The 24584-nt window shown below is 61.0% G+C and carries 24 protein-coding genes; 4 read left to right on the top strand and 20 right to left on the bottom strand.

The features are described from left to right. Positions 1–2: 2 nt before the first annotated feature. The 20 genes from AC1DYF_RS22435 to AC1DYF_RS22340 form a co-directional block, all read right to left on the bottom strand. Positions 3–1670 carry a ribonuclease J gene (locus tag AC1DYF_RS22435; RefSeq protein WP_477878986.1) on the bottom strand — a complete coding sequence of 556 codons (1668 nt, stop codon included), beginning with the start codon at positions 1668–1670 and terminating at the stop codon, positions 3–5. Positions 1671–1681: 11 nt separating this feature from the next. Next, a complete protein-coding gene (locus tag AC1DYF_RS22430; RefSeq protein WP_477878985.1) occupies positions 1682–2419 on the bottom strand; it encodes a biotin--[acetyl-CoA-carboxylase] ligase in 738 nt (245 codons plus the stop codon). 23 nt (positions 2420–2442) lie between these two features. Further along, positions 2443–3885: an NADH-quinone oxidoreductase subunit NuoN gene (nuoN, locus tag AC1DYF_RS22425; protein ID WP_477878984.1), complete on the bottom strand. Its 1443-nt coding sequence runs from the start codon at positions 3883–3885 to the stop codon at positions 2443–2445. Positions 3886–3902: 17 nt separating this feature from the next. Next, on the bottom strand, positions 3903–5414 hold the full coding sequence (locus AC1DYF_RS22420) for an NADH-quinone oxidoreductase subunit M (protein WP_477878983.1): 1512 nt from the start codon (positions 5412–5414) through the stop codon (positions 3903–3905). After that, positions 5414–7408 carry an NADH-quinone oxidoreductase subunit L gene (nuoL, locus tag AC1DYF_RS22415; RefSeq protein WP_477878982.1) on the bottom strand — a complete coding sequence of 665 codons (1995 nt, stop codon included), beginning with the start codon at positions 7406–7408 and terminating at the stop codon, positions 5414–5416. The genes AC1DYF_RS22420 and nuoL overlap by 1 nt, the downstream gene beginning before the upstream one ends. Positions 7409–7415: 7 nt before the next feature. Then, the gene (gene nuoK / locus AC1DYF_RS22410; RefSeq protein WP_477878981.1) at positions 7416–7724 is read right to left on the bottom strand and encodes an NADH-quinone oxidoreductase subunit NuoK; all 309 of its coding nucleotides are present in this window, start codon (positions 7722–7724) and stop codon (positions 7416–7418) included. Positions 7725–7738: 14 nt separating this feature from the next. Next, positions 7739–8353: an NADH-quinone oxidoreductase subunit J gene (locus AC1DYF_RS22405; RefSeq protein ID WP_477878980.1), complete on the bottom strand. Its 615-nt coding sequence runs from the start codon at positions 8351–8353 to the stop codon at positions 7739–7741. A 120-nt stretch (positions 8354–8473) separates the two neighbouring features. Further along, complete coding sequence (gene nuoI / locus AC1DYF_RS22400; protein WP_477878979.1) at positions 8474–8965, bottom strand: NADH-quinone oxidoreductase subunit NuoI; 492 nt, start codon at positions 8963–8965, stop codon at positions 8474–8476. Positions 8966–9004: 39 nt separating this feature from the next. Continuing rightward, a complete protein-coding gene (nuoH, locus tag AC1DYF_RS22395) occupies positions 9005–10048 on the bottom strand; it encodes an NADH-quinone oxidoreductase subunit NuoH (protein ID WP_477878978.1) in 1044 nt (347 codons plus the stop codon). A 20-nt stretch (positions 10049–10068) separates the two neighbouring features. Beyond that, positions 10069–12150 (bottom strand): NADH-quinone oxidoreductase subunit NuoG, encoded by a 2082-nt coding sequence (nuoG, locus tag AC1DYF_RS22390; RefSeq protein WP_477878977.1) that lies wholly within the window; start codon positions 12148–12150, stop codon positions 10069–10071. Position 12151: 1 nt separating this feature from the next. Further along, complete coding sequence (locus AC1DYF_RS22385) at positions 12152–12643, bottom strand: hypothetical protein (RefSeq protein WP_477878976.1); 492 nt, start codon at positions 12641–12643, stop codon at positions 12152–12154. A gap of 5 nt (positions 12644–12648) precedes the next feature. Next, the gene (gene nuoF, locus AC1DYF_RS22380) at positions 12649–13953 is read right to left on the bottom strand and encodes an NADH-quinone oxidoreductase subunit NuoF (protein ID WP_477878975.1); all 1305 of its coding nucleotides are present in this window, start codon (positions 13951–13953) and stop codon (positions 12649–12651) included. A gap of 11 nt (positions 13954–13964) precedes the next feature. Next, positions 13965–15098, bottom strand: a complete 1134-nt coding sequence (locus tag AC1DYF_RS22375) for an NADH-quinone oxidoreductase subunit E (protein ID WP_477878974.1) — start codon at positions 15096–15098, stop codon at positions 13965–13967. 16 nt (positions 15099–15114) lie between these two features. Continuing rightward, positions 15115–15363 carry a hypothetical protein gene (locus AC1DYF_RS22370; RefSeq protein ID WP_477879057.1) on the bottom strand — a complete coding sequence of 83 codons (249 nt, stop codon included), beginning with the start codon at positions 15361–15363 and terminating at the stop codon, positions 15115–15117. Further along, entirely contained in the window at positions 15363–16553 is a 1191-nt protein-coding gene (locus AC1DYF_RS22365) for an NADH-quinone oxidoreductase subunit D (RefSeq protein WP_477878973.1), read from the bottom strand. Before AC1DYF_RS22365 ends, AC1DYF_RS22370 begins: the two co-directional genes overlap by 1 nt. A 50-nt stretch (positions 16554–16603) precedes the next feature. Continuing rightward, entirely contained in the window at positions 16604–17203 is a 600-nt protein-coding gene (locus tag AC1DYF_RS22360) for an NADH-quinone oxidoreductase subunit C (RefSeq protein WP_477878972.1), read from the bottom strand. Positions 17204–17217: 14 nt separating this feature from the next. Then, positions 17218–17796: a NuoB/complex I 20 kDa subunit family protein gene (locus tag AC1DYF_RS22355; protein ID WP_477878971.1), complete on the bottom strand. Its 579-nt coding sequence runs from the start codon at positions 17794–17796 to the stop codon at positions 17218–17220. After that, positions 17787–18152 carry an NADH-quinone oxidoreductase subunit A gene (locus AC1DYF_RS22350; RefSeq protein ID WP_477878970.1) on the bottom strand — a complete coding sequence of 122 codons (366 nt, stop codon included), beginning with the start codon at positions 18150–18152 and terminating at the stop codon, positions 17787–17789. Before AC1DYF_RS22350 ends, AC1DYF_RS22355 begins: the two co-directional genes overlap by 10 nt. A 307-nt stretch (positions 18153–18459) precedes the next feature. Continuing rightward, a complete protein-coding gene (locus tag AC1DYF_RS22345; protein ID WP_477878969.1) occupies positions 18460–18969 on the bottom strand; it encodes a MarR family winged helix-turn-helix transcriptional regulator in 510 nt (169 codons plus the stop codon). Between the two features lie 81 nt (positions 18970–19050). Continuing rightward, complete coding sequence (locus AC1DYF_RS22340; protein WP_477878968.1) at positions 19051–20658, bottom strand: phytoene desaturase family protein; 1608 nt, start codon at positions 20656–20658, stop codon at positions 19051–19053. Between the two features lie 257 nt (positions 20659–20915). Between AC1DYF_RS22340 and AC1DYF_RS22335 the strand changes: the two genes are divergently transcribed. The 4 genes from AC1DYF_RS22335 (at position 20916) to kdpF (ending at position 24568) form a co-directional block, all read left to right on the top strand. Continuing rightward, positions 20916–21701 (top strand): cyclase family protein, encoded by a 786-nt coding sequence (locus tag AC1DYF_RS22335; protein ID WP_477878967.1) that lies wholly within the window; start codon positions 20916–20918, stop codon positions 21699–21701. A gap of 304 nt (positions 21702–22005) precedes the next feature. Next, positions 22006–23595 carry a phytoene desaturase family protein gene (locus AC1DYF_RS22330; protein WP_477878966.1) on the top strand — a complete coding sequence of 530 codons (1590 nt, stop codon included), beginning with the start codon at positions 22006–22008 and terminating at the stop codon, positions 23593–23595. A 13-nt stretch (positions 23596–23608) separates the two neighbouring features. After that, entirely contained in the window at positions 23609–24115 is a 507-nt protein-coding gene (locus AC1DYF_RS22325) for a MarR family winged helix-turn-helix transcriptional regulator (RefSeq protein WP_477878965.1), read from the top strand. 366 nt (positions 24116–24481) lie between these two features. Then, positions 24482–24568 carry a K(+)-transporting ATPase subunit F gene (gene kdpF, locus AC1DYF_RS22320; protein ID WP_477679591.1) on the top strand — a complete coding sequence of 29 codons (87 nt, stop codon included), beginning with the start codon at positions 24482–24484 and terminating at the stop codon, positions 24566–24568. Positions 24569–24584: the final 16 nt, after the last annotated feature.

Below are 24584 nucleotides of genomic sequence, written 5' to 3'. Positions count from 1 at the left end.
GATTATATCCGGGTGACGAAGACCGTCACAACCGGCTTCTTGCCCCAGGTCTGATTTGCCGCAGCCCTCACCGCACGCCGCGCCGCCTCCTTGACCATGTCGAGGTCCTTGCGCTTGGTACGCGGAATGCTTTCGACAGCGCCCATCACCGCGTCGAACAGCAGGTCCTCCATGTCCTCGCCCTCTTCGTCGAAGGCAGGCAGGCCGAAGGCGACGACATCCGGCTCGGTGACGAAATCGTAACGGCCGTCGAGGATGACATTAACGGAGACATGGCCGACATAGGCGAGCTTGCGGCGATCACCGATACCCATTTCGTCGAAATCGCCGATCAGGTTGCCGTCCTTGAAGATGCGGCCATGCGGCGCCTCGTCGATGATCTCGGCCGGCCCCGGCGCCAGACGCAACATCATTCCGTTGCGCACTTCGGCCACCTGGGGGATGCCGGCTTCACGGCCAAGTTCGGCATGGGCATGCAGATGCGCCGCTTCGCCATGCACCGGAACAAGGATCTTCGGCTTGGTCCATTCGTACATGCGCTTCAATTCGTTGCGGCGCGGATGGCCCGAGACATGCACCAGCGCATCGGTGTCGGAGATGACGATCATGCCCTGGTCGATCAGCGCATTCTTGATGTCGAGGATCGCCTTCTCATTGCCGGGAATCGTGCGCGAGGAGAAGACGAAGGTGTCGCCCTTGGAAAAACCGATATTGCGCATCTCGTCGCGCGATATCTTGGCAAGCGCCGCACGCGCCTCGCCCTGGCTGCCGGTGAGGATCACCACCGCGTGCTCGCGCGGCAGATAGCCGAATTCGTCCTCGGCGATGAACGGCTTCATGCCTTCGAGCATGCCGAGATCCCGCGCGACATCGGTCGAGCGGCGCATGGACGAGCCAAGCAGCATCACCTCACGGCCGGCCTGCTGAGCGGCAAGCGCCACCGATTTGATGCGGCCGACATTGGAGGAGAACGTGGTAATCGCCACCCTGCCCTCGGCACGCTTGATCACTTCCGCCAGGCTGTTGGAGACGTCCATCTCGGACGGAGAATCGCCCTCGCGCTGGGCATTGGTGGAATCGCAGATCAGCGCCAGCACGCCCTCATTGCCGATCTCGCGCAGCCGCGCTTCGTCGGTGGGCTTGCCGAGCGACGGCTGCGGATCGATCTTCCAGTCGCCGGTGTGCAGCACATTGCCGAGCGGGGTGCGGATCACGAGACCCATCGCTTCGGGGATCGAATGGGCGACATTGATTGGCTCGACGCTGAAGGGGCCGACGTCGACGCGCATGCCGGGGACAAGCGTCTTCACCGGGATTTCGTCGCGGGTGCTGTCGTAATCGCCCTTCGCTTCCAGAAGGCCCTGGGTGAAGGGCGAAGCGTAAAGCGGTACGCCGAGCCGCGGCCAGAGATCGCGGACGGCGCCATAATGGTCTTCATGCGCATGCGTGATGAACATCGCTTTGAGGTTGGGCTTTTCCTTTTCAACGAAGCTAATATCGGGCAGGATCAGTTCGACGCCCGGCAGGTCCGGCCCCGCGAAAGACACGCCGCAATCGACCATGATCCACTGCCGGTGCTGTTTCGGGCCAAAACCATAGAGGGCGAGGTTCATGCCGATCTCGCCGACACCTCCCAAAGGCAGGAATACCAATTCGTCATTTGCGGCCATCGATCATACTTTCACGAAAAGAAGACATCGCCCGAAGCGATCCGTATCACCTCGCCGGTCGGAAGTTGCAATTGCAGCAGGCCGTCATCGTCTATAGCCGAAAAAATCCCGGATATCGACCGATCCGGCAAATTCACGGTGATTGGTGCGCCGATGCCCTTCACGTGCCGTTTCCATTCGGCGACAACGGCCGGCACACCTTGTCCATGATCCCAGAGGGCAAGCACGCCGGCCAGTTCCTGCATCAGATGCGCGAACAAGCTTTCCGGCGAGGCCGTGGCGCCCACTTCGTGAAGAGTGACGGAAGGATAGAGCGGATTGTCCGGTCGGTGGGCGATGTTAATGCCGCAGCCGATCACCACGGCATGCCGGCCATCCGGCAGGTTTTCCGCCTCGACCAGGATGCCGGACACCTTCTTGCCATCAACCAGGATATCATTCGGCCATTTGATGGCGATGCGGTCGTCGGCAAACGGCATTTCGTCGGAAATGGCGCGATAGAGCGCGAGCGCCACAGCGATCGGCAGGGATCCCAGGGCAGATGCCGGCGCGGGATTGATCAGCAGCAGGGATGCATAGAGATTGCCCGGCTCCGACACCCAGACCCTGCCTCGACGGCCGCGACCGCCAAGTTGGCGGCGGGCGGTGATCCAGAGATGGCCGGAATCTCCGGCGCGAGCGCGCTCCATGCAAACAGTGTTGGTCGATCCAACGTCATCGAGCGCCTCATGCCTGAAGCGCTCGATCAATCTGCTATTCTGTTCGGTAACTGTCAAAACAGGGCGGCCGCCGCCGCTTCTGCCGCATTGCCGATCGGACCGCCGAAGACGACATAGCCGAGGACGAACACACCGGCGATACTATAGACCAGCTTGAGGCTACCTGGAACGCGGGCGATCTCGCGGACAGGCGCATCGAACCACATCAGCTTGACGATGCGCAGATAATAGTAAGCGCCGACGACCGAAGCGAGTACGCCGATGACCGACAGCCAGTAGAGGCCGGCCTTGATCGCGGCGACGAAGACGAAATACTTGGCGAAGAAGCCGGCCAGCGGCGGAATGCCTGCGAGCGAGAACATCATGATCGTTAGCACCGCAGCCATCAGCGGATCTGTGGTCGACAGGCCGGCGAAGTCGTCGATGCGCTCCAGCGCTTCGCCATCCTTGTTGCGCATCGACATGATGACGGCAAAAGTGCCGAGCGTCATGGCAACGTAGATGGTCATGTAGAGCATCACGCCGGAAACGCCCGGCTGGTTGCCGGCCGCGAGACCGACCAAGGCGTAGCCCATGTGACCGATCGAGGAATAGGCCATCAGGCGCTTGAAGTTGGTCTGGCCGATGGCGGCGAAGGAACCGATGACCATCGACAGCATCGAGACGAAAATAACGATCTGCTGCCAATCATGGGTGATCGGCTGAAAGGCCTCGATCACCACGCGGACGAAAACCGCCATGGCGGCAATCTTCGGCGCGCCGGCAAAGAAGGCGGTCACGGGGGTCGGTGCGCCCTCATAGACGTCCGGCGTCCACATGTGGAAGGGAGCGGCCGAGATTTTGAAGGCGACGCCGGCGAGGACGAAAACCAGACCGAAGACCAGGCCCAGCGAGCGGGTCTCGGAACCGAGGATCTTGGCGATGTCGGCGAAATTCGTGTGGCCGGTGAAGCCGTAGACCAGCGACATGCCGTAAAGCATCATGCCCGAGGACAGCGCACCGAGGACGAAATATTTCAGGCCGGCTTCGGTCGAACGGGCGGATTCACGGTTCATCGCGGCGACGACATAGAGCGCCAGCGACTGCAATTCCAGCGACATGTAGAACGAGATCAGGTCATGCGCCGAGATCATCAGCATCATGCCGAGAGTCGCAAGCGTGACCAGGACCGGGAATTCGAACTTGTCGATCTTCTCCACGCCCTGCAGGCTGGTGGACATGAGAAGTGCCGATGCCGAGCCGATCAGCGCCAGGATCTTCATGAAGCGCGCGAAATGGTCCGAGACGAAGGCGCCGCTATAGGCAGAACCGTCGGCCGGGTAGAAGATGATCCAGAGTGCGGCGACAACCATCAACGCGATCGACAACCAGGTCACCGGCTTGGCCGACTTTTCGCCGCCATAGACGCCGATCATCAGCAGCGCCAAGGCGCCGATCGCCAGGATCAGCTCTGGGGTCGAGACGCTCAGACTTGAGAGAATGGGTTCAGAAGTCATTTTCAAGTGTCCCGTGATCACTGCGCCGCGGATGCGACATCATGCGCGGCCTGCACGGCCGCGGTATAGCTATTGACGAGGTGGTCGACCGAAGCGGCGGTGGCATCGAAGACCGGTGCCGGATAGACGCCGAAGAAAATGGTCAGCGCGACCATCGGATAGAGGATCAGCTGTTCGCGCGGTGAGAGGTCGAGAAGCTTCTTGAGGTTCTCTTTCTCCAACGCACCAAAAATCACCCGGCGATAGAGCCAGAGCGCATAGGCGGCCGAGAGGATCACGCCCGTCGTGGCAAACAGGGCCACCCAGGTGTTGAAGCGGAAAGCGCCGAGCAGCGTCAGGAACTCGCCGATGAAGCCGGACGTGCCGGGAAGGCCGACATTGGCCATGGTGAAGACCATGAAGGCCACCGCATATTTCGGCATGTTGTTGACCAGGCCGCCATAGGCGTTGATTTCGCGTGTATGCGTCCGGTCATAGACGACGCCGACGCAGAGGAAGAGCGCGCCGGAGACGATGCCATGCGACAGCATCTGGAACAGCGCCCCTTGGATGCCCTGCGTATTGGCGACGAAGATGCCCATGGTCACGTAGCCCATATGGGCCACCGACGAATAGGCGATCAGCTTCTTGATGTCCTCCTGCATCAACGCCACCAGCGAGGTGTAGATGATCGCGATGACCGAGAGCGAGAAGATCAGCGGCGCGAAATATTCGGACGCCAACGGGAACATTGGCAGCGAGAAGCGCAGGAAACCGTATCCGCCGAGCTTCAAGAGGATGCCGGCCAGGATGACCGAGCCCGCCGTCGGCGCCTGCACGTGTGCGTCCGGCAGCCAGGTATGCACCGGCCACATCGGCATCTTCACCGCAAACGAGGCGAAGAAGGCCAGCCAGAGATAGGTCTGCATATGCGCCGGGAACTTGTGGGTCAGCATCTGGGTGATATCGGTCGTGCCCGCATCCCAGTACATCGCCATGATTGCCAAGAGCATCAGCACCGAGCCGAGCAGCGTATAGAGGAAGAACTTGTAGGAGGCGTAGACGCGCTCCTTGCCGCCCCAGACACCGATAATGATGTACATCGGGATCAGCACGCCTTCGAAGAAGACGTAGAAGAGTACGATGTCGAGCGCCACGAAGGTGCCGATCATCAGTGTTTCCAGGAACAGGAAGGCGATCATATATTCGCGGATGCGCTTCTCGACCGAGATCCAGCTCGCCAGCACGCAGAAAGGCATGAGGAAGGTCGTGAGGATCACGAACAGCATCGAGATGCCGTCAACGCCGACATGGTAGGAAATGCCGGTGTTCAGCCAATTCTGCTTCTCCACGAACTGGAAGCTGGCCGTCGAATTGTCAAAGCCCCACCAGATGAACAGCGACAGCACGAAGGTAACGACAGTCGTGGCAAGCGAGATATAGAGCACGTTCTGCCGGCCGTCCTCGCTATCGCCCTTCATCAGCAGAAGCAGGGCGGCGCCGACCAGCGGTATGAATGTGACCAGCGAAAGAATGGGCCAACCGGACATCAGAACGAACTCCCGAGCATCATCCAGGTTACGAGTGCGGCAATGCCGATCAGCATCACGAAGGCATAGTGGTAGAGATAGCCGGTCTGCAGGCGGACGACCTGGTTGGTCGCATCGATGACGCGGGCAGCGACACCGTTCGGACCGAGGCCATCGATGACCGTGCCATCACCCTCTTTCCACAGGAAGCGGCCGAGCCACTTGGCAGAGCGGACGAAGAGCACGTCATAGAGCTCGTCGAAATACCATTTGTTGAGCAGGAACCGGTAGAGGAATCGCTGCTGGTTGGCGAAGTAGCCCGGCATCCACGGCGAGCGGATGTAGAACAGCCAGGCGACCGCCAGACCGACGACCATGGCGATGAACGAGGCCCACTTGACGAGCAGCGGCACATGCTCATGCGCTTCGAGAATGTCGTTATGCGGCAGCGTGAACAGCGCCCCCTTCCAGAACTCCTTATAGGCTTCGCCGAAGAAGTAATTGTGGAAGATGACACCAGCGACAAGCGCGCCGGCTGCGAGGACATAGAGCGGCACCAGCATGACATTCGGCGATTCATGCACGTGATGCATGACATCGTGGGAAGCGCGCGGCTTGCCGAAGAAGGTCATGAAGATCAGGCGCCATGAATAGAAGCTCGTGAACACCGCGGCGAGCACCAGCAGGGTGAAGGAGAAGCCGGAGAGCGGGCTCGTCGAGGCATAGGCCGTCTCGATGATGCCGTCCTTGGAGAAGAAGCCGGCGGTGCCGATCAAGGTGCCGGGAATGCCGACACCGGTGATGGCGATCGTGCCGATGACCATCAGCCAGAACGTCCTCGGAATATAGGTGCGAAGGCCACCCATGTTACGCATGTCCTGCTCGTCGGAGACGGCATGGATCACCGAACCGGCACAGAGGAACAACAGCGCCTTGAAGAAGGCGTGCGTGAACAGGTGGAAAATGCCTGCGCCATAGGCGCCCATGCCGAGCGCCACGAACATGTAGCCAAGCTGCGAACAGGTCGAATAAGCGATGACGCGCTTGATGTCGTTCTGCACAAGGCCAACCGAGGCAGCGAAGAAGGCGGTGATCGTGCCGACCAGCGTCACGAAGACGAGCGCGGTATGCGACAGCTCGAACAGCGGCGACATGCGGGCGACGAGGAAGACGCCGGCGGTAACCATGGTCGCGGCATGGATGAGGGCCGAGACCGGGGTCGGGCCTTCCATCGCGTCCGGCAGCCAGGTGTGCAGCAGGAATTGCGCCGACTTGCCCATCGCGCCCATGAACAGCAGCAGGCAGGTGCCAGTGATCGCGGCCTGCTTGTCGAGTTGCATGCCGAAGAGATTGATCACCGCATCGGTGGCACCCTTGGCGCCCGGTGCCGGGATGTAAGTCGGGGCAGCAGCGAAGATGGATTCAAAATTGATCGAGCCAAACAGGACAAAGACGCCAAAGATACCGAGCGCGAAGCCGAAGTCACCGACGCGGTTGACGATGAAGGCCTTCATCGCCGCAGCACTCGCCGACGGCTTCTTATACCAAAAGCCGATCAGCAGGTAGGAAGCGAGACCCACGCCTTCCCAGCCGAAGAACATCTGCAGCAGGTTATCGGCAGTGATCAGCATCAGCATGGCGAAGGTGAAGAGAGACAGATAGGCGAAGAAGCGCGGCCGATCCGGGTCGTGATGCATGTAGCCGATCGAATAGACATGCACCAGACTCGACACTGTGTTGACGACGACGAACATCACGGCAGTCAGCGTATCGATGCGGAAGGCCCATTCGACGTCGACGCCGCCGGACTGCACCCAGCGCATGACAGGAACAGTGAACTGTTCCGTGTTGCCGACGGCGACCATGAAGAAAACGATCCAGGAGAGAACGGCGGCGATCAGCAGCAAGCCGGTCGTCACATATTCCGACGCCTTGGCGCCGATCTGGTTGCCGCCGAGGCCAGCGATGATCGCGCCCAGAAGCGGCAAGAAGACGATGAGTTTGTAGATGATCATAGCCTTCTCAGCCCTTCATCATGTTGACGTCTTCGACCGCGATCGTGCCCCGGTTACGATAGAAGACGACGAGTATTGCAAGACCGATCGCCGCTTCGGCGGCAGCGACGGTCAGGATAAACAGCGCGAAAACCTGGCCCGTAATGTCGTGCAGGAAGGACGAGAAGGCCACCATGTTGAGGTTGACCGCGAGCAGGATCAGTTCCACCGACATCAGGATGACAATGACGTTCTTGCGGTTCAGGAAGATGCCGAACAGGCCGAGCATGAACAAGATGGCGCTGACGGTGAGGTAATGGCCGATGGTGATTTCCATGATCTCTCTCCGCCTCAGATGCCCTGGCCGGGTTTCGGATTGACGACGGCGATAGCCGTCTTGGGATTGCGCGCCACCTGGCTCCCGATGTTCTGCCGCTTGATATCGGTGCGGTGCTTCAAGGTCAGCACGATCGCGCCGATCATGGCGACGAGGAGAACGAGGCCGGCAATCTGGAAAAAGTAGACGTAGTGGGTATAGAGCACGTCGCCGAGCGCTGCCGTGTTGGTGCGCTTGGCCACGTCCGGGATCGGCATCGAAATGCTCTTCGCCACGTTCGGGGTGAACACCGTGCCGCCGATGATGATGACCAGTTCTGCCGCAAGGATGAGGCCGATCAGCACGCCGACCGGCGTATATTCAAGCGCCGTCGAGCGCAGCTTGGTGAAGTCGATGTCGAGCATCATCACGACGAACAGGAAGAGCACCGCCACCGCGCCGACATAGACGACCAGCAGGATCATCGCCAGGAATTCGGCGCCGGTGAGCAGGAAGAGGCCTGCCGCATTGACGAAGGTCAGGATCAGGAACAGGACCGAATGAACCGGGTTCCTGGCCCAGATGACCATGAATGCCGACGCCACAGCGACGAAGGCGAACAGATAGAAAAACAGAGCCTGCAGACCCATATTTTGGCGCCTTTTTCTTCCCCGGGATCTGAGGCCACGTGGCCCCTCCCCGTTTCCCCCGGCTAAGCAACCGGGCCTTTTGAATGAACTCCGGCCGGGCCGGAGGAATTGAAATGCCGATCAGCGATAGGGCGCGTCGAGCGCCAGATTGCGCGCGATTTCACGCTCCCACCGGTCGCCATTGTCGAGCAGCCTCTGCTTGTCGAAATAGAGCTCTTCGCGGGTTTCGGTGGCGAATTCGAAGTTCGGGCCTTCGACGATGGCGTCGACCGGGCAGGCTTCCTGGCAGAAGCCGCAATAGATGCACTTCACCATGTCGATGTCATAGCGCACTGTGCGGCGGGTGCCGTCATTGCGACGCGGGCCAGCCTCGATGGTGATGGCCTGGGCAGGACAGATCGCCTCGCAGAGCTTGCAGGCAATGCAGCGTTCCTCGCCGTTCGGATAACGGCGCAGCGCATGCTCGCCGCGGAAGCGGGGCGAGACCGGACCCTTTTCGTAGGGATAGTTGACGGTCGCCTTCTGCTTGAAGAAATACCGCATGGTAAGGACGAACGCGCCGAAGAACTCCCGAAGGAACAGCGAACGGATGGACTGTGCAATGGCTGACATCGCAATCATTCCTTCATTGTATTGATTGGAGCCGCCATATCACGCCCATCCCGTCAGTTTCAGGACAAAGGCGGTGATGACGACCATGGCGAGCGACAGCGGCAGGAAGACCTTCCAGCCCAGCCGCATCAGCTGGTCATAGCGATAGCGCGGCACGAAGGCCTTGACCATGGCGAACATGAAGAAGCACAGGCAGACCTTGATCAGGAACCAGATGATGCCCGGCACCCAGTTGAGGAGGAAGATATCGACCGGCGGCAGCCAGCCTCCGAGGAAGAGGATGGTGGTCAGCGAGCACATCAGCACGATGGCTGCATATTCGCCGAGCATGAACATCATGTACGGGGTCGAGCCGTATTCGACCATGAAGCCGGCGACCAGTTCCGATTCCGCTTCCGGGAGGTCGAAGGGCGGCCGGTTCGTCTCGGCGAGAGCCGAGATGAAGAAGACGATGAACATCGGGAACAGCGACAGCCAATGCCAGTCGAGGAAGGAGTTCGGCAGGCCAAGCTTGGTGCCGAGGCCGACCTTCTGCGACAGCACGATATCGGTGAGGTTCAAGGAACCGACGCAGAGCAGCACGGTAACGATCACGAAGCCGATCGAGACTTCATAGGACACCATCTGCGCCGCCGAGCGCAGCGCGCCGAGGAACGGGTATTTCGAGTTCGAGGCCCAGCCGCCCATGATGACGCCATAGACTTCGAGCGAAGAGATGGCGAACACGTAGAGGATGCCGACATTGATATTGGCGATCACCCAGTTCTGGTTGACCGGGATGACGGCGTAGGTGGCAAGCGCCAGCGTCACGGCGACGAGCGGGGCGAGCAGGAAGACGGCCTTGTTGGCGCCGGCCGGGATGATCGGTTCCTTCAGGATAAATTTGCCCAGGTCGGCGAAGGACTGGAAAAGTCCGAACGGACCCACCACATTCGGACCACGGCGCAATTGCACTGCCGCCCAGACCTTGCGGTCGGCAAGCAGAATGAAGGCGATGAAGACCAGGAGCAGAACCAGCATCAGAAGCGACTGGCCGACCATGATCAATGCCGGCAAGACATAGGCGGTGAAAAAATCGTCCATGATTCCCTGTCCCCTCGCGCCTATTCCACCGCAACCTTAAGGTTGCTTTGGGCCAATGCGGAGCATTCGGCCATGACCGCCGAGGCGCGTGCTATCGGGTTCGTCAAATAGAAGTCTTTGATCGGAGAAGCAAACCCCGATTTGTCCATTTTCCTGAGTTTTTTCGCAACTGCGGCAATTTCGTCGACGCTGCCCAGCTTGATCTCGTCCTCTTCGGCGAAATGCGGGAAGGCTGCATAGAGTTTTGCACGCAATTGATGAAGCGAATCAAAGGGTAAGCGCTTGCCGAGCACGTCCGAGAGGGCGCGGATGATCGCCCAGTCCTCGCGCGCGTCGCCCGGTGCGAAATTGGCGCGATTGCCCATCTGCACGCGGCCTTCGGTGTTCACCCAGATGCCCGACTTTTCGGTATAGGTGGCGCCCGGCAGGATCACATCAGCATTCGAGGCGCCATTGTCGCCATGCGAGCCGATATAGACCAGAAGATTGGTGCTCTTCCTGGAGAAATCGAGTTCGTCGGCACCGAGCAGGAAGACCACGTCCATGGTCGCGAGCTGGGTCGCGGCATCGACGCCGTTCTCGCCCGGCACGAAGCCGAGATCGAGGCCACCGACGCGGGAAGCGGCGGTGTGCAACACAGCAAGGCCATTCCATTCAGGCGTCAGCGCACCCACCGATTCGGCGAGGCCGGCGACGGTTGCGAGAATGCCGCGGCCATCGGCGCGAGAAAGCGCCCCCTGGCCGATGATGATCATCGGCTTCTTGGCGTTCTTCAGCTTGTCGAGGAAGCTGCCATTGCCGGCGGCGAGATCATCGAGCGTGTCGGTGCCTGCGCCGAGATAGTCATACTTGTAGCGCAGATCCGCTTGTTGGCCGATGAGGCCGACTGGGAAACCGCCGCGGCGCCAGCGCTTGCGGATGCGAGCGTTGAGCACAGAGGCTTCGATGCGCGGATTGGCGCCGACGATCAGCAGCGCGTCCGCCTCGTCGATGCCGGCGATGGTCGGGTTGAAGATATAGCTGGCACGGCCGTTCGACGGATCGAGCTGGGCGCCATCCTGGCGACAATCGAGATTCTGCGAACCGAATGAGCGCACGAGTTCGGAGAGCGCATACATTTCCTCGACGGAAGCGAGGTCGCCGGCAACGGCGCCGATCTTCTCGCCTGATGTGGCGGAAACGGCAGCCTTGATGGTGGCAAACGCTTCCTGCCAGGTGGCTGGCACCAGTCGGCCGTCCTTGCGGACATAGGGCCGGTCGAGGCGCTGGGTCTTCAGACCATCCCAGATATGGCGGGACTTGTCGGAGATCCATTCCTCGTTGATGTCTTCGTTAACGCGCGGCAGGATGCGCATGACTTCACGGCCGCGGGTGTCGACGCGGATCGCCGAACCAAGCGCGTCCATGACGTCGATCGATTCCGTCTTGTTGAGCTCCCACGGACGTGCCGTGAAGGCAAAGGGCTTGGAGGTCAGCGCGCCGACAGGGCAGAGGTCAACGACATTGCCCTGCAGTTCCGAGGTCATGGCGCTTTCGAGATAGGTGGTGATCTCAGCATCCTCGCCGCGGCCGATCAGGCCGAGTTCGCTGATCCCAGCCACTTCCGTGGTGAAGCGGACGCAGCGCGTGCAGTGGATGCAGCGGTTCATCACCGTCTTGACCAGCGGTCCGATATACTTGTCTTCGACGGCGCGCTTGTTTTCCTGGTAGCGCGAGGCGTCGACACCAAAGGTCATCGCCTGGTCCTGCAGGTCGCATTCGCCGCCCTGGTCGCAGATCGGGCAATCCAGCGGATGGTTGATCAGCAGGAATTCCATCACGCCTTCGCGGGCCTTCTTGACCATCGGCGTGTTGGTGAAGACTTCCGGCAGTTCGCCATTCGGGCCGCCGCGCACGTCGCGCACGCCCATGGCGCACGATGCCTGCGGCTTCGGCGGGCCACCCTTCACTTCGATCAGACACATGCGGCAATTGCCGGCGACCGACAGCCGTTCATGAAAACAGAAGCGCGGAACTTCGGCGCCAGCCTCCTCGCACGCCTGCAACAGCGTGAAATGATCCGGTACCTCGACTTCTTTTCCGTCAACTTTCAGCTTCGCCATTTCAGCCTTCCAACAGCGCTTTCGCCTGCCTGACCCAGCCGTCCCGGATAATCCGGTTGTCGAGGTCAAGCTCTTTATCGATTCTCATGGCCTCGGCATCATCCCATTTGGCGATATCGGCAAATGAGGTGACACCCATGTCCCTGAGCACTTTTTCCAATCTCGGGCCGATGCCGGAAATCCGCTTGAGGTCGTCCGTCCTGGCGGTCTCGGTTTTCCGGACCACCTTGAGCGGCACGACCTTCGGTTCTTCCGGCTTCTTCGCCCCTTCCGTCTTCACCGGCGCCGCCTCATTGCGCTTGTCCAGCGCATCGGCCATTGCCCCCATGAAGAGACCCGCCATCTGCGTCGCCATATTGACGCCGACGGCAGTCATCATCGTCATCACCGCCGCCTGATCGGCGATGAATTTGGCGGACGCTTGGGCAAAGTTCGGCTCAGCTGCGGTATCCCGCGCTTCCGCCTCGTCCCTGCCCTGTTGCGGCTCGCTCATGTTTCCTACTCGGCAGCCTCCAGAACCGCGCCATGCGACGTGGCATTGCTGGTATACTGATCAATACGCCTCTCGATCTCCGGACGGAAGCGACGGATCAGGCCCTGGATCGGCCAGGCCGCGGCGTCGCCGAGCGCGCAGATCGTGTGGCCTTCCACCTGCTTGGTAACTTCGAACAGCATGTCGATTTCGCGCTTCTGCGCGTTGCCGCGCACCATGCGCTCCATGACGCGCATCATCCAGCCCGTGCCTTCGCGGCAGGGCGTGCACTGGCCGCAGCTCTCGTGCTTGAAGAAGGCCGAGATGCGCCAGATCGCCTTGATGACGTCGGTCGACTTGTCCATGACGATGGCGCCGGCCGTGCCGAAGGAGGAACCGACAGCGCGCAAGCCGTCGAAGTCCATCTGGCAATCGATGATATCGGCCGCCGGCACGATCGGGCACGATGCGCCGCCGGGGATGACGGCGAGCAGGTTGTCCCAGCCGCCGCGGATGCCGCCGGCATGCTTGTCGACCAGTTCGCGGAAGGTGACACCCATCGCGTCCTCGACGGTGCAGGGCTTGTTGACATGGCCCGACAGCATGAACAGCTTCGTGCCGACATTGTTCGGCCGGCCGATGGCAGAGAACCAGCCGGCGCCGCGGCGCAGGATGGTCGGCGCCACCGCGATCGATTCAACGTTGTTGACCGTCGTCGGACAGCCGTAGAGGCCCATATTGGCCGGGAATGGCGGCTTCAGACGCGGCTGGCCCTTCTTTCCTTCGAGGCTTTCGAGCAGTGCCGTTTCTTCGCCGCAGATATAGGCCCCGGCACCGTGATGGAGGAACACTTCCATGTCCCAGCCATGGATGTTGTTCTTGCCGAGCAGGTTGGCGTCGTAACATTCGTCGATCGCCGCCTGTAGCGCCTCACGCTCCCGGATATATTCGCCGCGCAGATAGATATAGGCGACATGCGCGCCCATGGCGAAGCTCGCGATCAGGCAGCCTTCGATCAGCGTATGCGGATCGTGGCGCATGATGTCGCGGTCTTTGCAGGTGCCGGGTTCGGATTCGTCGGCGTTGACGACGAGGAAATGCGGACGGCCGTCGCTTTCCTTCGGCATGAAGGACCATTTGAGGCCGGTCGGGAAGCCGGCGCCGCCACGGCCACGCAGGCCCGACGCCTTCATCTCGTTGACGATCCAATCGCGGCCCTTTTCAAGCATCTGCTTGGTGCCGTCCCAATGTCCACGCGACATGGCGCCCTTCAGCGACTTGTCCTTGTGGCCGTAGATATTGGTGAATATGCGGTCCTTATCGTCCAACATCCGTCTCGTCCTTACCGGGGCTTCTTGCCGAAAACCCGAACATATTCTTCTTCGCCGCCGCGCGCCAAGGCGTCGGCTTGCTTGACCCATTCGTCGCGATCGATGCGGCCGCGGAAGTTCAGGTAGCTGTCGACCCAGGCACGCTGCTCGGCATTCCAGGCAGCAACCTGCGCATAAGTGAAGATGCCGAGATCGTGCAGCGTACCTTCGATCTTAGGGCCGACGCCCGAGATCAGCTGCAAGTCATCCGGCGTTGCCGGCTTTTCGATGCCAGTCGGGCGGTTCGGATCGTCCAGCGACGGCTTGGCCGCGGCCTTGCCAGCATCGGCGGCGTTTTCGGCAGCCGTGGATTCCTTGACCGGTGCGCCACTAGGCGTGGCACTCTTGTCGTCGGCCGGCGACTTCACCGCGGGCGCTGTCTCGACAGCAGCCGTCTTCGGCTGGGCCGCATTGGACGGCGGGACCGCGACGGCTTCCGCCGCGGGCTTCGGCGGTTCTTCGCCGGTCAGCGCCGGCTGCAGCGGACGGCGCTCGTCCGGAGCGGTGAGCGAGGTCATGCCGCCGAAGGGAGCGGAATAGAAACGGTCGATCTGCGTGCCCGGCTTGACGTCGCCGGCCTTGCCGGCCTCGAAGCGCTCGATGATATATTCGAGCTGCCGCGGCGTCAGGTCCTCATAGGTGTCCTTGGCAACCATGATCATCGGGGCGTTGACGCAGGCCCCAAGACATTCGACCTCTTCCCAGGAAAGCGTGCCATCGGCATTGAGATGATGCGGCTCGGGATGAATCTTCGACCGGCAAACGGCCATCAAGTCCTCGGAACCACGCAGCATGCACGGCGTCGTGCCGCAGACCTGGATATGAGCGCGCGAGCCGACCGGCGCCAGTTGGAACTGGGTATAGAAGGTCGCGACTTCGAGGACGCGGATATAGGCCATGCTGAGCATATCCGCGACCGATTCGATCGCCGCCTTGGTCACCCAGCCGTCCTGCTCCTGCGCACGCATGAGCAACGGGATGACGGCGGACTGCTGCCGACCTTCCGGATATTTCGCAATCGTCGCCTGCGCCCAGGTCGCATTGTCGCTCGTGAAAGCGAAGCTCGGCGGCTGGACATTCTCTTCGGCTAATCGACGTACGGACATTCTCGTTATCGTCCTATCAATTGATCTTTCCGCATTGCGACGTGCTGAGGCCCGTCATTTCGCATGCGTATCCTGTTGAATCCTGCTGCAGGAAAACGACGAAGCGCTTGCCGTTCGGCACGGCCGCCTTGATCTCGTATCCCTGCGCAATCAGTTGTCCGATCGTGGAGCCGTCGCTGCTCTTGGCCGGCTTCTGCTCGTCCTCTTGCGCGAATGCGACAGTGGCGAGCAGAATGGCGGAAGCTGCGAGCGCGACCTTGATCATCACCGGTCGACCTCACCGAAAACGATATCGAGCGAGCCGAGCACGGCGGTGACGTCGGCGAGCTGGTGGCCTTTGCAAAGGAAGTCCATCGCCTGCAGATGCGCGTAACCCGGAGCGCGAATCTTGCAGCGATAAGGCTTGTTGCTGCCGTCGGCGACCAGATAGACGCCGAACTCGCCCTTGGGCGCCTCGACCGCGGCATAAACCTCGCCGGCCGGCACGTGGTAGCCTTCGGTATAGAGCTTGAAGTGGTGGATCAGCGCTTCCATCGAGCGCTTCATCTCGCCACGCTTCGGCGGCACGACCTTGCCGTCGAGCGACGACACCGGGCCATATTTCTCCTTGCCGAGCAGGCGGTTGACGCACTGCTTCATGATCCGGTTGGCCTGGCGCATTTCGAACATGCGGATCAGGTAACGGTCATAGCAGTCGCCGTTCTTGCCGACGGCGATGTCGAAATCGAGCTCGGAATAGCATTCGTAGGGCTGCGCCCGGCGCAGGTCCCAGGCAGCCCCCGAACCGCGGACCATGACACCCGAAAAGCCCCAAGCCCAGGCGTCGGCGAGCGTGACGACGCCGATATCGACGTTGCGCTGCTTGTAGATGCGGTTGTCGGTCAACAAGCCTTCGATGTCATCGAGAATGGCGTCGAACTTGTCGCACCACTTGCCGATATCCTCGACCAATTCCGGCGGAATGTCCTGATGGATGCCGCCCGGACGGAAATAAGCGGAGTGCATGCGGGCGCCGCAGGCGCGCTCGTAGAACACCATCAGCTTTTCGCGCTCTTCGAAACCCCAGACCGGCGGCGTCATGGCGCCGACGTCCATGGCCTGCGTCGTGACGTTCATGATGTGCGACAGGATGCGGCCAATTTCGGAGTAGAGCACGCGGATCAGCTGGCCGCGGATCGGAACTTCGAGGCCGAGCAGCTTTTCCGCAGCGAGCGCGAAAGCATGCTCCTGATTCATCGGGGCGACGTAATCGAGGCGATCGAAATAAGGCACGGCCTGCAGATACGTCTTGGTCTCGATCAGCTTTTCAGTGCCGCGATGCAAGAGACCAATGTGCGGGTCGACGCGTTCTACGATTTCACCATCAAGCTCCAGCACAAGACGAAGCACACCGTGCGCAGACGGATGCTCCGGTCCAAAGTTGATGGTAAAATTCCGGACGTTATGTTCAGTCATATTTCATGCTCCAGAATGGAGGCGAATAAGCGATAGAGACTCAGCAGGCCTTACTGGCTCTTCTTCTCGTCACCTGGCAGGACATAGTCTGTTCCCTCCCAAGGCGACAAAAAGTCGAAATTGCGGAATTCCTGGCGGAGCTGAACCGGCTCATACACGACGCGCTTGACGGTGTCGTCGTAGCGGACTTCGACATAACCCGTTGTCGGGAAGTCCTTACGCAGCGGGAAGCCTTCGAAGCCGTAGTCGGTCAGGATGCGGCGAAGATCCGAGTGGCCGGCGAACAGGATGCCGTACATATCGTAGGCTTCGCGTTCGAACCATTCGGCGCCGAGATAGAGACCGGTCGCCGAGGTGATCGTCTCGTCTTCGCCGACCTGCGCCTTCACGCGAACACGAATGTTATGCTTGGGCGACAGCAAGTGTACCACCACATCGAAGCGCTTTTCGCGCGACGGATAGTCGGCGCCGCAGAGGTCGATGAAGCTGATGAACTGGCAGCGCTCGTCATCCCGAAGGAAGGTCAGCAGTTCGATATAGTTTTCAGGCGCAACCGTCAGCGTCAGTTCGCCATAGGCGAGAACCGCGTCGGCAATCAGCGGACCGCGGGCTTCGCGGAGATAGACGGAAAGCTCGTCCAGAGTGGCCATGGTCCCGTCTCCCCTCAGCGCTCGATCGTGCCGGTGCGGCGGATTTTCTTCTGCAGCAGGAGCACGCCATAGAGCAGCGCCTCTGCCGTGGGAGGACAGCCYGGCACGTAGATGTCGACAGGCACGACGCGATCGCAGCCACGCACCACCGAATAGGAATAGTGGTAATAACCGCCGCCATTGGCGCAGGAGCCCATCGAAATGACGTAACGCGGCTCGGGCATCTGGTCGTAGACCTTGCGCAGCGCCGGGGCCATCTTGTTGGTCAGCGTGCCCGCGACGATCATCACGTCTGACTGGCGCGGCGAGGCGCGCGGCGCGACACCGAAGCGCTCCATGTCGTAGCGCGGGCCGGAGACCTGCATCAGGCCTTCAACAGCGCAGCAGGCGAGGCCGAACTGCATCCACATCAGCGAACCCGTGCGCGCCCAGGTGATCAGGGCGGAGGTCGTGGTGGTGATAAAACCCTTGTCGGCGAGTTCATTGTTGATTTCGCCGAAGAAAGCATCATTGGCGCCAACCGGCTTGCCGGTCGCGGGATCGATGATCCCCTTCGGCTCTTCGGCGACGAGCGTCGAGGATGTCACTCCCATTCGAGTGCTCCCTTCTTCCATTCATAAATAAAGCCGATGGTCAGCACGGCGAGGAAAACCATCATCGACCAGAAACCGAACCAGTCGATCGCATGGAAGGACACGGCCCAGGGAAACAGGAAGGCCACTTCCAGGTCGAAGATGATGAACAGGATCGAAACCAGGTAGAAGCGGATGTCAAACTTCATGCGCGCATCGTCGAAGGCATTGAAGCCGCATTCAAAGGCCGACAGCTTTTCCGAATCGGGCGCTTTGAAGGCAACGATGAAAGGAGCGACCAGAAGAGCAAGACCGATGACGAGAGCGATGCCAATGAAGATGGCGATTGGCATATAGGAGCCGAGGAGAGCAGTCATTTCAATCCAACCTCGCCCGCCACGCTACACGAGACTGCGATCAGCGATCGTGCGGCCCGGCAGAGCCGAATTTGTTGCAACGCAATCGTGGTTAGCGCAGCTATACCGGATAAGCAAGTGTCGGAATCTATTTTCGCTGCATTGTCGCATGATTTGACAAAAGCGTCACAAAGCCGCTGCGAAACGATTGAATTTGCAGGGATTGACCGATCTATCCGATTTTTTCAAAGTAGACGATGGATGTCGGATTTCGTTCGACCAGCGCCTTGCCTTTTGCGCAGGGCTGCCTCGGCGTTTCTGCAGCCGTTCAGTCGTCGTCCGAGCCGGAGAGGTGATTGTTCACCGAAGCCTTCACCAGATGCATGTCGTCAAGCAGCACCTTGATCGCCGCGGGATCGACATCGGCCATCATGTCGCGCAGCCATCCTTCATGKGCGGCGGCCATTTCGGCGAAGAATTTCTCGCCTTTGGCGGTCAGCTTGGCGACTGTGACACGGCGGTCGCCGTCAGGGGTTTCGCGGACGATCAGGCCATCTCCTTCGAGGCGCTCGACAAGGCCCGTGACATTGCCGTTGGTGACCATGGTGCGCTTGGACAGCTCGCCGAGACGCAGGCCGTTCTTCTCGCGGTCGAGCTGGGCGAGCAGGTCGAATTGCGGCAGCGTGGCGCCGAATTCGCTGCGCAGGCGACGGCGGACTTCCTGGCTGATCAGCTTGGTGGTCGAGAGCATGCGCAGCCAGAGCCTGAGTTCGGGCTTCTTGCCCTCCTGCGTGTCCTGAACGATGATCTCGATGTCGACGGTATCGCTGTCTGCCATATCCCGGCCCGGATTGGGTATAGTGTCTCCCGCTCTATGCGCGTCAATATTTTAGATGTCAAATGTTAGCTGGCACGCCCGTCACTTTGCCAACAACTTGGCAAGCATGAAGCCCGAGCCTGCACCGGTTCCGGCGCCCGGCCAGGTCGAGGCGCCGCAAAGATAGAGGTTTTTCACCGGCGTCCTGTAACGTGAATAGCCGGCGACGGGACGGAAGAGGAAATTCTGGTCGAGATGATGGCTGCCGGACAGATTGTCGCCGCCGATCAGATTCGGATTCTCCCGTTCGAGGTCTATTGGCGAGAAGACTGAGCGGCCGAGGATTTTTCCACGCAGGCCGGGCGCATAGGTTTCGAGAATGTCGAGGACGCGATCGGCATAGGCTTCCTTGACCTGATCCCAATCCCGAGCACCGATCTCACCCTTGGCGTCACCCTTGATCTCGGCCGGAAGCACGCGGGTCTGGATCCAGAGCACATGCTTGCCATCCGGCGCGCGCGACGCATCGAGCACGCTCGGCTGGCCGACGACGAGCACCGGTTCAACCGGCAGCAGTCCGGCTGCCGCTTCGGCATAGGCCCGCGTCATCATCTCCATATCGGGCGCGACATGGACATAGGCGAACTTTTTCAACTCTTCGCCGGCGCGCCAGTCCGGCAGGCTGTCGAGGGCCAGATGCACCATCAGCGTACCCGGCCCGGCCCGGAACTTTTCGATCTTGGCGTCGAATGCTGCGCGAGACGAATCCTTGGCGAGCAGGTTGCCGAAGACGATCTGCGGATGGGCGTTGGAGATCACAGCGCGCCTGGCCGCGAGCACGCGGCCGTCAGAGAGGCGGACACCGGTTGCGGCACCATTGCCCAGTTCGATCTGGTCGACCGACGTGCCGAGCAGGAGTTCGCCGCCCTTGGATTTCAGCACGCCGACCATAGACTTTATAATAGTGTCGGCGCCGCCCTGGCCGATCACCATGCCGAACGCCTGGTTGGCCATAGATTCGAGATAGGGGAAGAGAGCGCCACCGGCGACATCCGGCGGAAAGTCGAGATGCATGCCCCACGCCGCCATCATCGCCTTGAGTTTAGGGCTTTCGAAACGGGCGTCGAGGAAATCGCGCGGCGAAGCCAGCAGCAGCTTCAATGTGTCGTACATCCAGCCCGTGCCCTTTTCGCGCCAGGCTTTCCAGGCGACTTTGGCGGCGGCGAAGGATGGCATCGGCGAGCCGAGCAGGCCGAAGATGTGCGGCGCATCGGCACCGAAGGTAGCGAGCAGGTCGCGCCAGGCCTGAGCGTCCCTGGCAGAAAGTGCTGCGATGCGGCTGGCGGTCTTTTCCAGATCGGTGCTGACGCCGAGCCAGGTGTGATCGCGAAAAACGCTGGCAAAACAATCGGCCGCCGGCACGATGCCGAGGCCATTGGCGAACAGCGCATCCTTGTTGGCGTTGAAGAAGGCAGAGCCGGCGAACATGGAGAGGTTCATGGCGCAGAGGTCGTGGCGGAAGCCGGGCAGCGTCACCTCGCGGGTCTTGACCGCCCCGCCCGGCTCGTCCTTCGCCTCTACGACGGCGACCGACCAACCCTTGTTGGCCAGTTCGACGGCCGCAGCCAGCCCATTGTGTCCAGCACCGATCACCACCGCGTCGTAGTTCATCGTCCTCTCCTGCTGCAGGCCGTCGATTGTTTTCCGCATATGCATACATCTTCGCCGGACCGTCGCAAGTCACAAATATTTTAAGTATAAAGGTTTTTGGGATTACGTTACGTCAATTTTTGAAATGATGTTTTATATCAACATAATACTGAAATCCCTTGAGGCGTTGGACGGCATTTCCCCGCGCCGCCAGATGCTTGCAATTTCATATTTCCTGGCTTAGCGTTGCCTCTACAGGGGCGGAGACGGCGACCGGTTGGGCCGCTGAGAGACCCTCGCAACCAGGGAACAGAACCATGACAGCCAAAGCACTTGCCGACGTCGCAGCCGCACTTCTTTCCGGTTCCGTGAGGGTCGTCGACCTGACCGCACCGCTCGGTCCGGAAACACCGGTCCTCTACCTGCCTCCGCAGTTCGGCCAGAACACGCCGAAGGTCAAGGTGCACGAAATCTCGCACTATGACCAGAATGGCCCGTTCTGGGCCTGGAACTGGCTGGAACTCGGCGAACATACCGGCACCCATTTCGACGCCCCATGCCACTGGATCACCGGCAAGGACCTGGCCAACAACACCACCGACACCATTCCGCCGCAGTCCTTCGTCGGCCCGCTCAACGTCATCGACCGTTCCAAGGAATCGGCCGCCAATCCCGACTATCTCCTGACCGTCGACAGCATCAAGGAATGGGAAGCCGAGCATGGCGAGATCGAAGCCAATAGCTGGGTGGTGATGCGCACCGACTGGTACAAGCGCAACGGCTCGACCGAAACCTTCCTCAATGCTGACGAGAACGGCCCGCATTCACCCGGACCGACGGCGGAAGCGATCGAATATCTCGTCTCCAAGAAGATCATGGGCTGGGGCCAGGAAACCATCGGCACCGATGCCGGTTCTGCGGGCGGCATGAACCCGCCCTTCCCGGCGCATAACCTGATGCACAAGGCCGGCCGCTACGGCCTTGCCAGCCTCTGCCATCTCGACCAGCTGCCGGCCAAGGGCGCGATCCTGATCGCCGCACCGCTGAAGTTCGTCAAGGGCACAGGCTCGCCGATCCGCGCGCTGGCGCTGGTGGCGAACTAAGATCGAGAGAAGGTCCCCACTCCCGTTCACGGCCGGGCAATCGCATATGGGATAAAGACCCTCTCTGGCCTGCCGGCCATCTCCCCCACAAGGAGGGAGAAGACTCGCGGCTCGCTCCTTGCCTCGATTGGGGCTCCGAGGGTGCGGCCGGGTTAAGCCCCTCCCCCTTGTGGGGAGGGGTTTGGGGCGGGGTCTTAACGCCGGACGCGTAGTTCTGCCGTCTAGGCGAGAATGTCTGTCTTCTCCCCGTTGTCACGGGGCGAAGGGATTTTGCACCAGTTTTGCATCAGTCCGGTGATCCGCCATGTCCACTTATGACTACATCATCGTCGGAAGCGGCATCAATGCCCTGGTCGCAGCCAGCCTGCTCGGTAAGAAGGGCAAGAAGGTGCTGGTTCTGGAGCGCAGTGATCGCATCGGCGGCTGCCTCCGGACGGAGGAGATCACCGAGCCGGGCTTCAAGCACGACGTCATGGCGACCACCATGGTGCTGTTCCTGACCTCGCCTGCCTATGGCGCACTCGGCAAGGATCTGGAAGCGCGGGGCCTGGAATTCGCCCACGCCGATCTTCCGACCGGTGTTCTCAGGCCGGATGGCTCGCATCTCATCTTCTCCAAGGACCGGGCGCGCAATGTCGCTGCCTTCGAGAATCTGGCGGCCGGCGATGGCTACGCCTTTTCGCGCGACATGGACAGGCTCGGCGCCGATGCGCCCTTCCTATTCTCGCTGCTCGGCGGCTCACTCTGGTCCGGCAATATTGCCAAGACCATCGCCAAGGAGGCCTGGAAGCGCGGGCTGCGCGGCCTCGCCGCCTGGTTTGGCGAGGCGCTGGTCACCGCGCGGGCTCATCTCGAAAGCAATTATCAGTCGGATCTGGTCCGCGCGCTCTGGGCGCCCTGGGTCCTGCATTGCGGCCTCGGACCGGAAAGCGCCTATTCGGCGGAAATGGCCAAGGTGATCGGCTTTGCCATCGAATTGGCCGGCTGCCCGGTCGCCAAGGGCGGCGCGCGGACCCTGCTCGCTGCCTTCGAAAAACTGATCACCGACAATGGCGGCACGATTCGCACGGGCGCCGATGTCGACCGGATTCTCGATGGCCCCGGCGGCAAGGTGAGCGGTGTCAGGCTGGCGAGCGGCGAAGTGATGCAGGCGAACCAGGGCGTCATCGCCTCGGTGACGCCAACCCAGCTCTATGGCCGGCTGCTGCGCGAAACCTCCGCCAAGCTGCCGCAGGAGATTGCCGAAAGCCTGAAGAACTATCGTTACGGCAAGGGCAATATGCAGATCCACTATGCGCTGAAGTCGCCGCCGCGCTGGAAGGGCGGCGACGAGCTCGGCAAGGTGGCTCTCCTGCATCTTACGCCCGGCCTCGACGGCGTGTCGCGCGCCGCCAATGAATGCGAGCGCGGCCTGTTGCCGGCCGTGCCGACCATCTGCGTCGGCCAGCCGGCCTCGTTCGACCCGAGCCGCGTGCCGGAAGGCCGCTCTATCCTCTGGCTGCAACTGCCGGAAGCGCCGCGCTATATCAAGGGCGATGCCGCCGCCGAACTGCCGATCCCGGCCGATGGCCAATGGACCGAGGAACTGCGCGAACGGTTTGCCGACCGGGTCGAGCGCATTCTTGAAAGCCATATCGACGGCTGGTCGGAAAATATCATGGCGCGAAAGGCCTATTCGCCCGGCGATCTCGAAAAGATGAACATGAACCTTGTCGGCGGCGATCCCTATGGCGGCTATTGCGGCGTCGATCAGTTCTTCCTCTTCCGGCCGTTCAAATCATCGGTCAACCACAAGACCCATGTACCGGGCCTTTACCATATCGGCGCCTCGACCCATCCCGGCCCCGGCCTTGGCGGCGGCTCAGGCTTCCTGCTCGCCTCATCGTTGAAATAATCGGAAAAACTTCATGACGGAACGGTTTTCAGGCACAGTGCTCCGAGATCTCGATGGCGCCGAGGCCAAACGCCCGACTATGGGGGAGATCGGGCTGAACCAGTTCGCGCCCTACCTCATGAACCGGATCATGGCGCGCTGGAACGCCAACCTTGCCGATGAGATCAAATCCCAGGAGATGACCACGGCGAAGATGCGGGCACTCGCCATCCTCGCCATCACGCCGTCGGTGACGATCAACGAGCTCTCCGTGTTTGCCGTCACCGAACAATCGACAATGAGCCGGACATTGGATTCGCTGGAGGAACAGGGCTATATCCGCCGCCAGCCGCGCGCCGACGACATGCGCGTGCGCGACGTCACCATCACCGAGGCCGGCCGCGCCGCCTTCGAGAAGATCTGGCCGACCATGTACGACTCGCTCGTCAAGATGTTCCACGGCATCGAGGAAGAGGACTATAAGGCCTTCATCGATGTGCTCCATCGGATCCTGCACAATATCCGCAAACATGATATCTGAGGCGGGCATGGTCCCGTTCACGTAACGTCATGCACCAGCTGTCGTGACGCAAGGTCGCTGCGTATGACACGCTGTCGGAGCGGCTCTCCGCTCCGTTGACCCTTATCTCGAATTTCGTGCGCAAGAGATGTCGACGGGCTTCTGTCCGCCACCGGCTCCGCCGGGCACCCCGCGCCCTTATCAATTCCTTACGCAGCCAACCCACCTTCCCGATCGAGATTTGATCCGGAAGAGAGGCAAAGTGCGGGCTCCAAATTATCCTCAGGAGTTAGAGATGTTGGACCTGGTTTTCCTGGCCGTGGGCGTCGCCGCCTTCGGCATTTTTGCCGTTTATGCACGGCTTCTCGAACGGTTGTGAGGTGAAGCATGTTTGAAGCCATCTTCGGCCTTGCCGTCGCGCTGGCGCTCGGCGCCTATCTGGTGGTCACCCTCGTTCATCCCGAGCGGTTCTGACCCCGCCATCCGGAGT

The sequence above is a fragment of the Rhizobium sp. P2_G9 genome (genome assembly GCF_056403475.1).
This window is presented reverse-complemented; position numbering and strand designations above follow the sequence as displayed.

What these genes read in the sequence shown, in the direction of transcription:
- AC1DYF_RS22435 (WP_477878986.1), bottom strand. Translation starts at nt 1,670, where the DNA reads ATGGCCGCAAATGACGAATTGGTATTCCTGCCTTTGGGAGGTGTCGGC.
- nuoN (WP_477878984.1), bottom strand. Translation starts at nt 3,885, where the DNA reads ATGACTTCTGAACCCATTCTCTCAAGTCTGAGCGTCTCGACCCCAGAG.
- AC1DYF_RS22420 (WP_477878983.1), bottom strand. Translation starts at nt 5,414, where the DNA reads ATGTCCGGTTGGCCCATTCTTTCGCTGGTCACATTCATACCGCTGGTC.
- nuoL (WP_477878982.1), bottom strand. Translation starts at nt 7,408, where the DNA reads ATGATCATCTACAAACTCATCGTCTTCTTGCCGCTTCTGGGCGCGATC.
- nuoK (WP_477878981.1), bottom strand. Translation starts at nt 7,724, where the DNA reads ATGGAAATCACCATCGGCCATTACCTCACCGTCAGCGCCATCTTGTTC.
- AC1DYF_RS22405 (WP_477878980.1), bottom strand. Translation starts at nt 8,353, where the DNA reads ATGGGTCTGCAGGCTCTGTTTTTCTATCTGTTCGCCTTCGTCGCTGTG.
- nuoI (WP_477878979.1), bottom strand. Translation starts at nt 8,965, where the DNA reads ATGTCAGCCATTGCACAGTCCATCCGTTCGCTGTTCCTTCGGGAGTTC.
- nuoH (WP_477878978.1), bottom strand. Translation starts at nt 10,048, where the DNA reads ATGGACGATTTTTTCACCGCCTATGTCTTGCCGGCATTGATCATGGTC.
- nuoG (WP_477878977.1), bottom strand. Translation starts at nt 12,150, where the DNA reads ATGGCGAAGCTGAAAGTTGACGGAAAAGAAGTCGAGGTACCGGATCAT.
- AC1DYF_RS22385 (WP_477878976.1), bottom strand. Translation starts at nt 12,643, where the DNA reads ATGAGCGAGCCGCAACAGGGCAGGGACGAGGCGGAAGCGCGGGATACC.
- nuoF (WP_477878975.1), bottom strand. Translation starts at nt 13,953, where the DNA reads ATGTTGGACGATAAGGACCGCATATTCACCAATATCTACGGCCACAAG.
- AC1DYF_RS22375 (WP_477878974.1), bottom strand. Translation starts at nt 15,098, where the DNA reads ATGTCCGTACGTCGATTAGCCGAAGAGAATGTCCAGCCGCCGAGCTTC.
- AC1DYF_RS22370 (WP_477879057.1), bottom strand. Translation starts at nt 15,363, where the DNA reads ATGATCAAGGTCGCGCTCGCAGCTTCCGCCATTCTGCTCGCCACTGTC.
- AC1DYF_RS22365 (WP_477878973.1), bottom strand. Translation starts at nt 16,553, where the DNA reads ATGACTGAACATAACGTCCGGAATTTTACCATCAACTTTGGACCGGAG.
- AC1DYF_RS22360 (WP_477878972.1), bottom strand. Translation starts at nt 17,203, where the DNA reads ATGGCCACTCTGGACGAGCTTTCCGTCTATCTCCGCGAAGCCCGCGGT.
- AC1DYF_RS22350 (WP_477878970.1), bottom strand. Translation starts at nt 18,152, where the DNA reads ATGACTGCTCTCCTCGGCTCCTATATGCCAATCGCCATCTTCATTGGC.
- AC1DYF_RS22340 (WP_477878968.1), bottom strand. Translation starts at nt 20,658, where the DNA reads ATGCGGAAAACAATCGACGGCCTGCAGCAGGAGAGGACGATGAACTAC.
- AC1DYF_RS22335 (WP_477878967.1), top strand. Translation starts at nt 20,916, where the DNA reads ATGACAGCCAAAGCACTTGCCGACGTCGCAGCCGCACTTCTTTCCGGT.
- AC1DYF_RS22330 (WP_477878966.1), top strand. Translation starts at nt 22,006, where the DNA reads ATGTCCACTTATGACTACATCATCGTCGGAAGCGGCATCAATGCCCTG.
- AC1DYF_RS22325 (WP_477878965.1), top strand. Translation starts at nt 23,609, where the DNA reads ATGACGGAACGGTTTTCAGGCACAGTGCTCCGAGATCTCGATGGCGCC.
- kdpF (WP_477679591.1), top strand. Translation starts at nt 24,482, where the DNA reads ATGTTTGAAGCCATCTTCGGCCTTGCCGTCGCGCTGGCGCTCGGCGCC.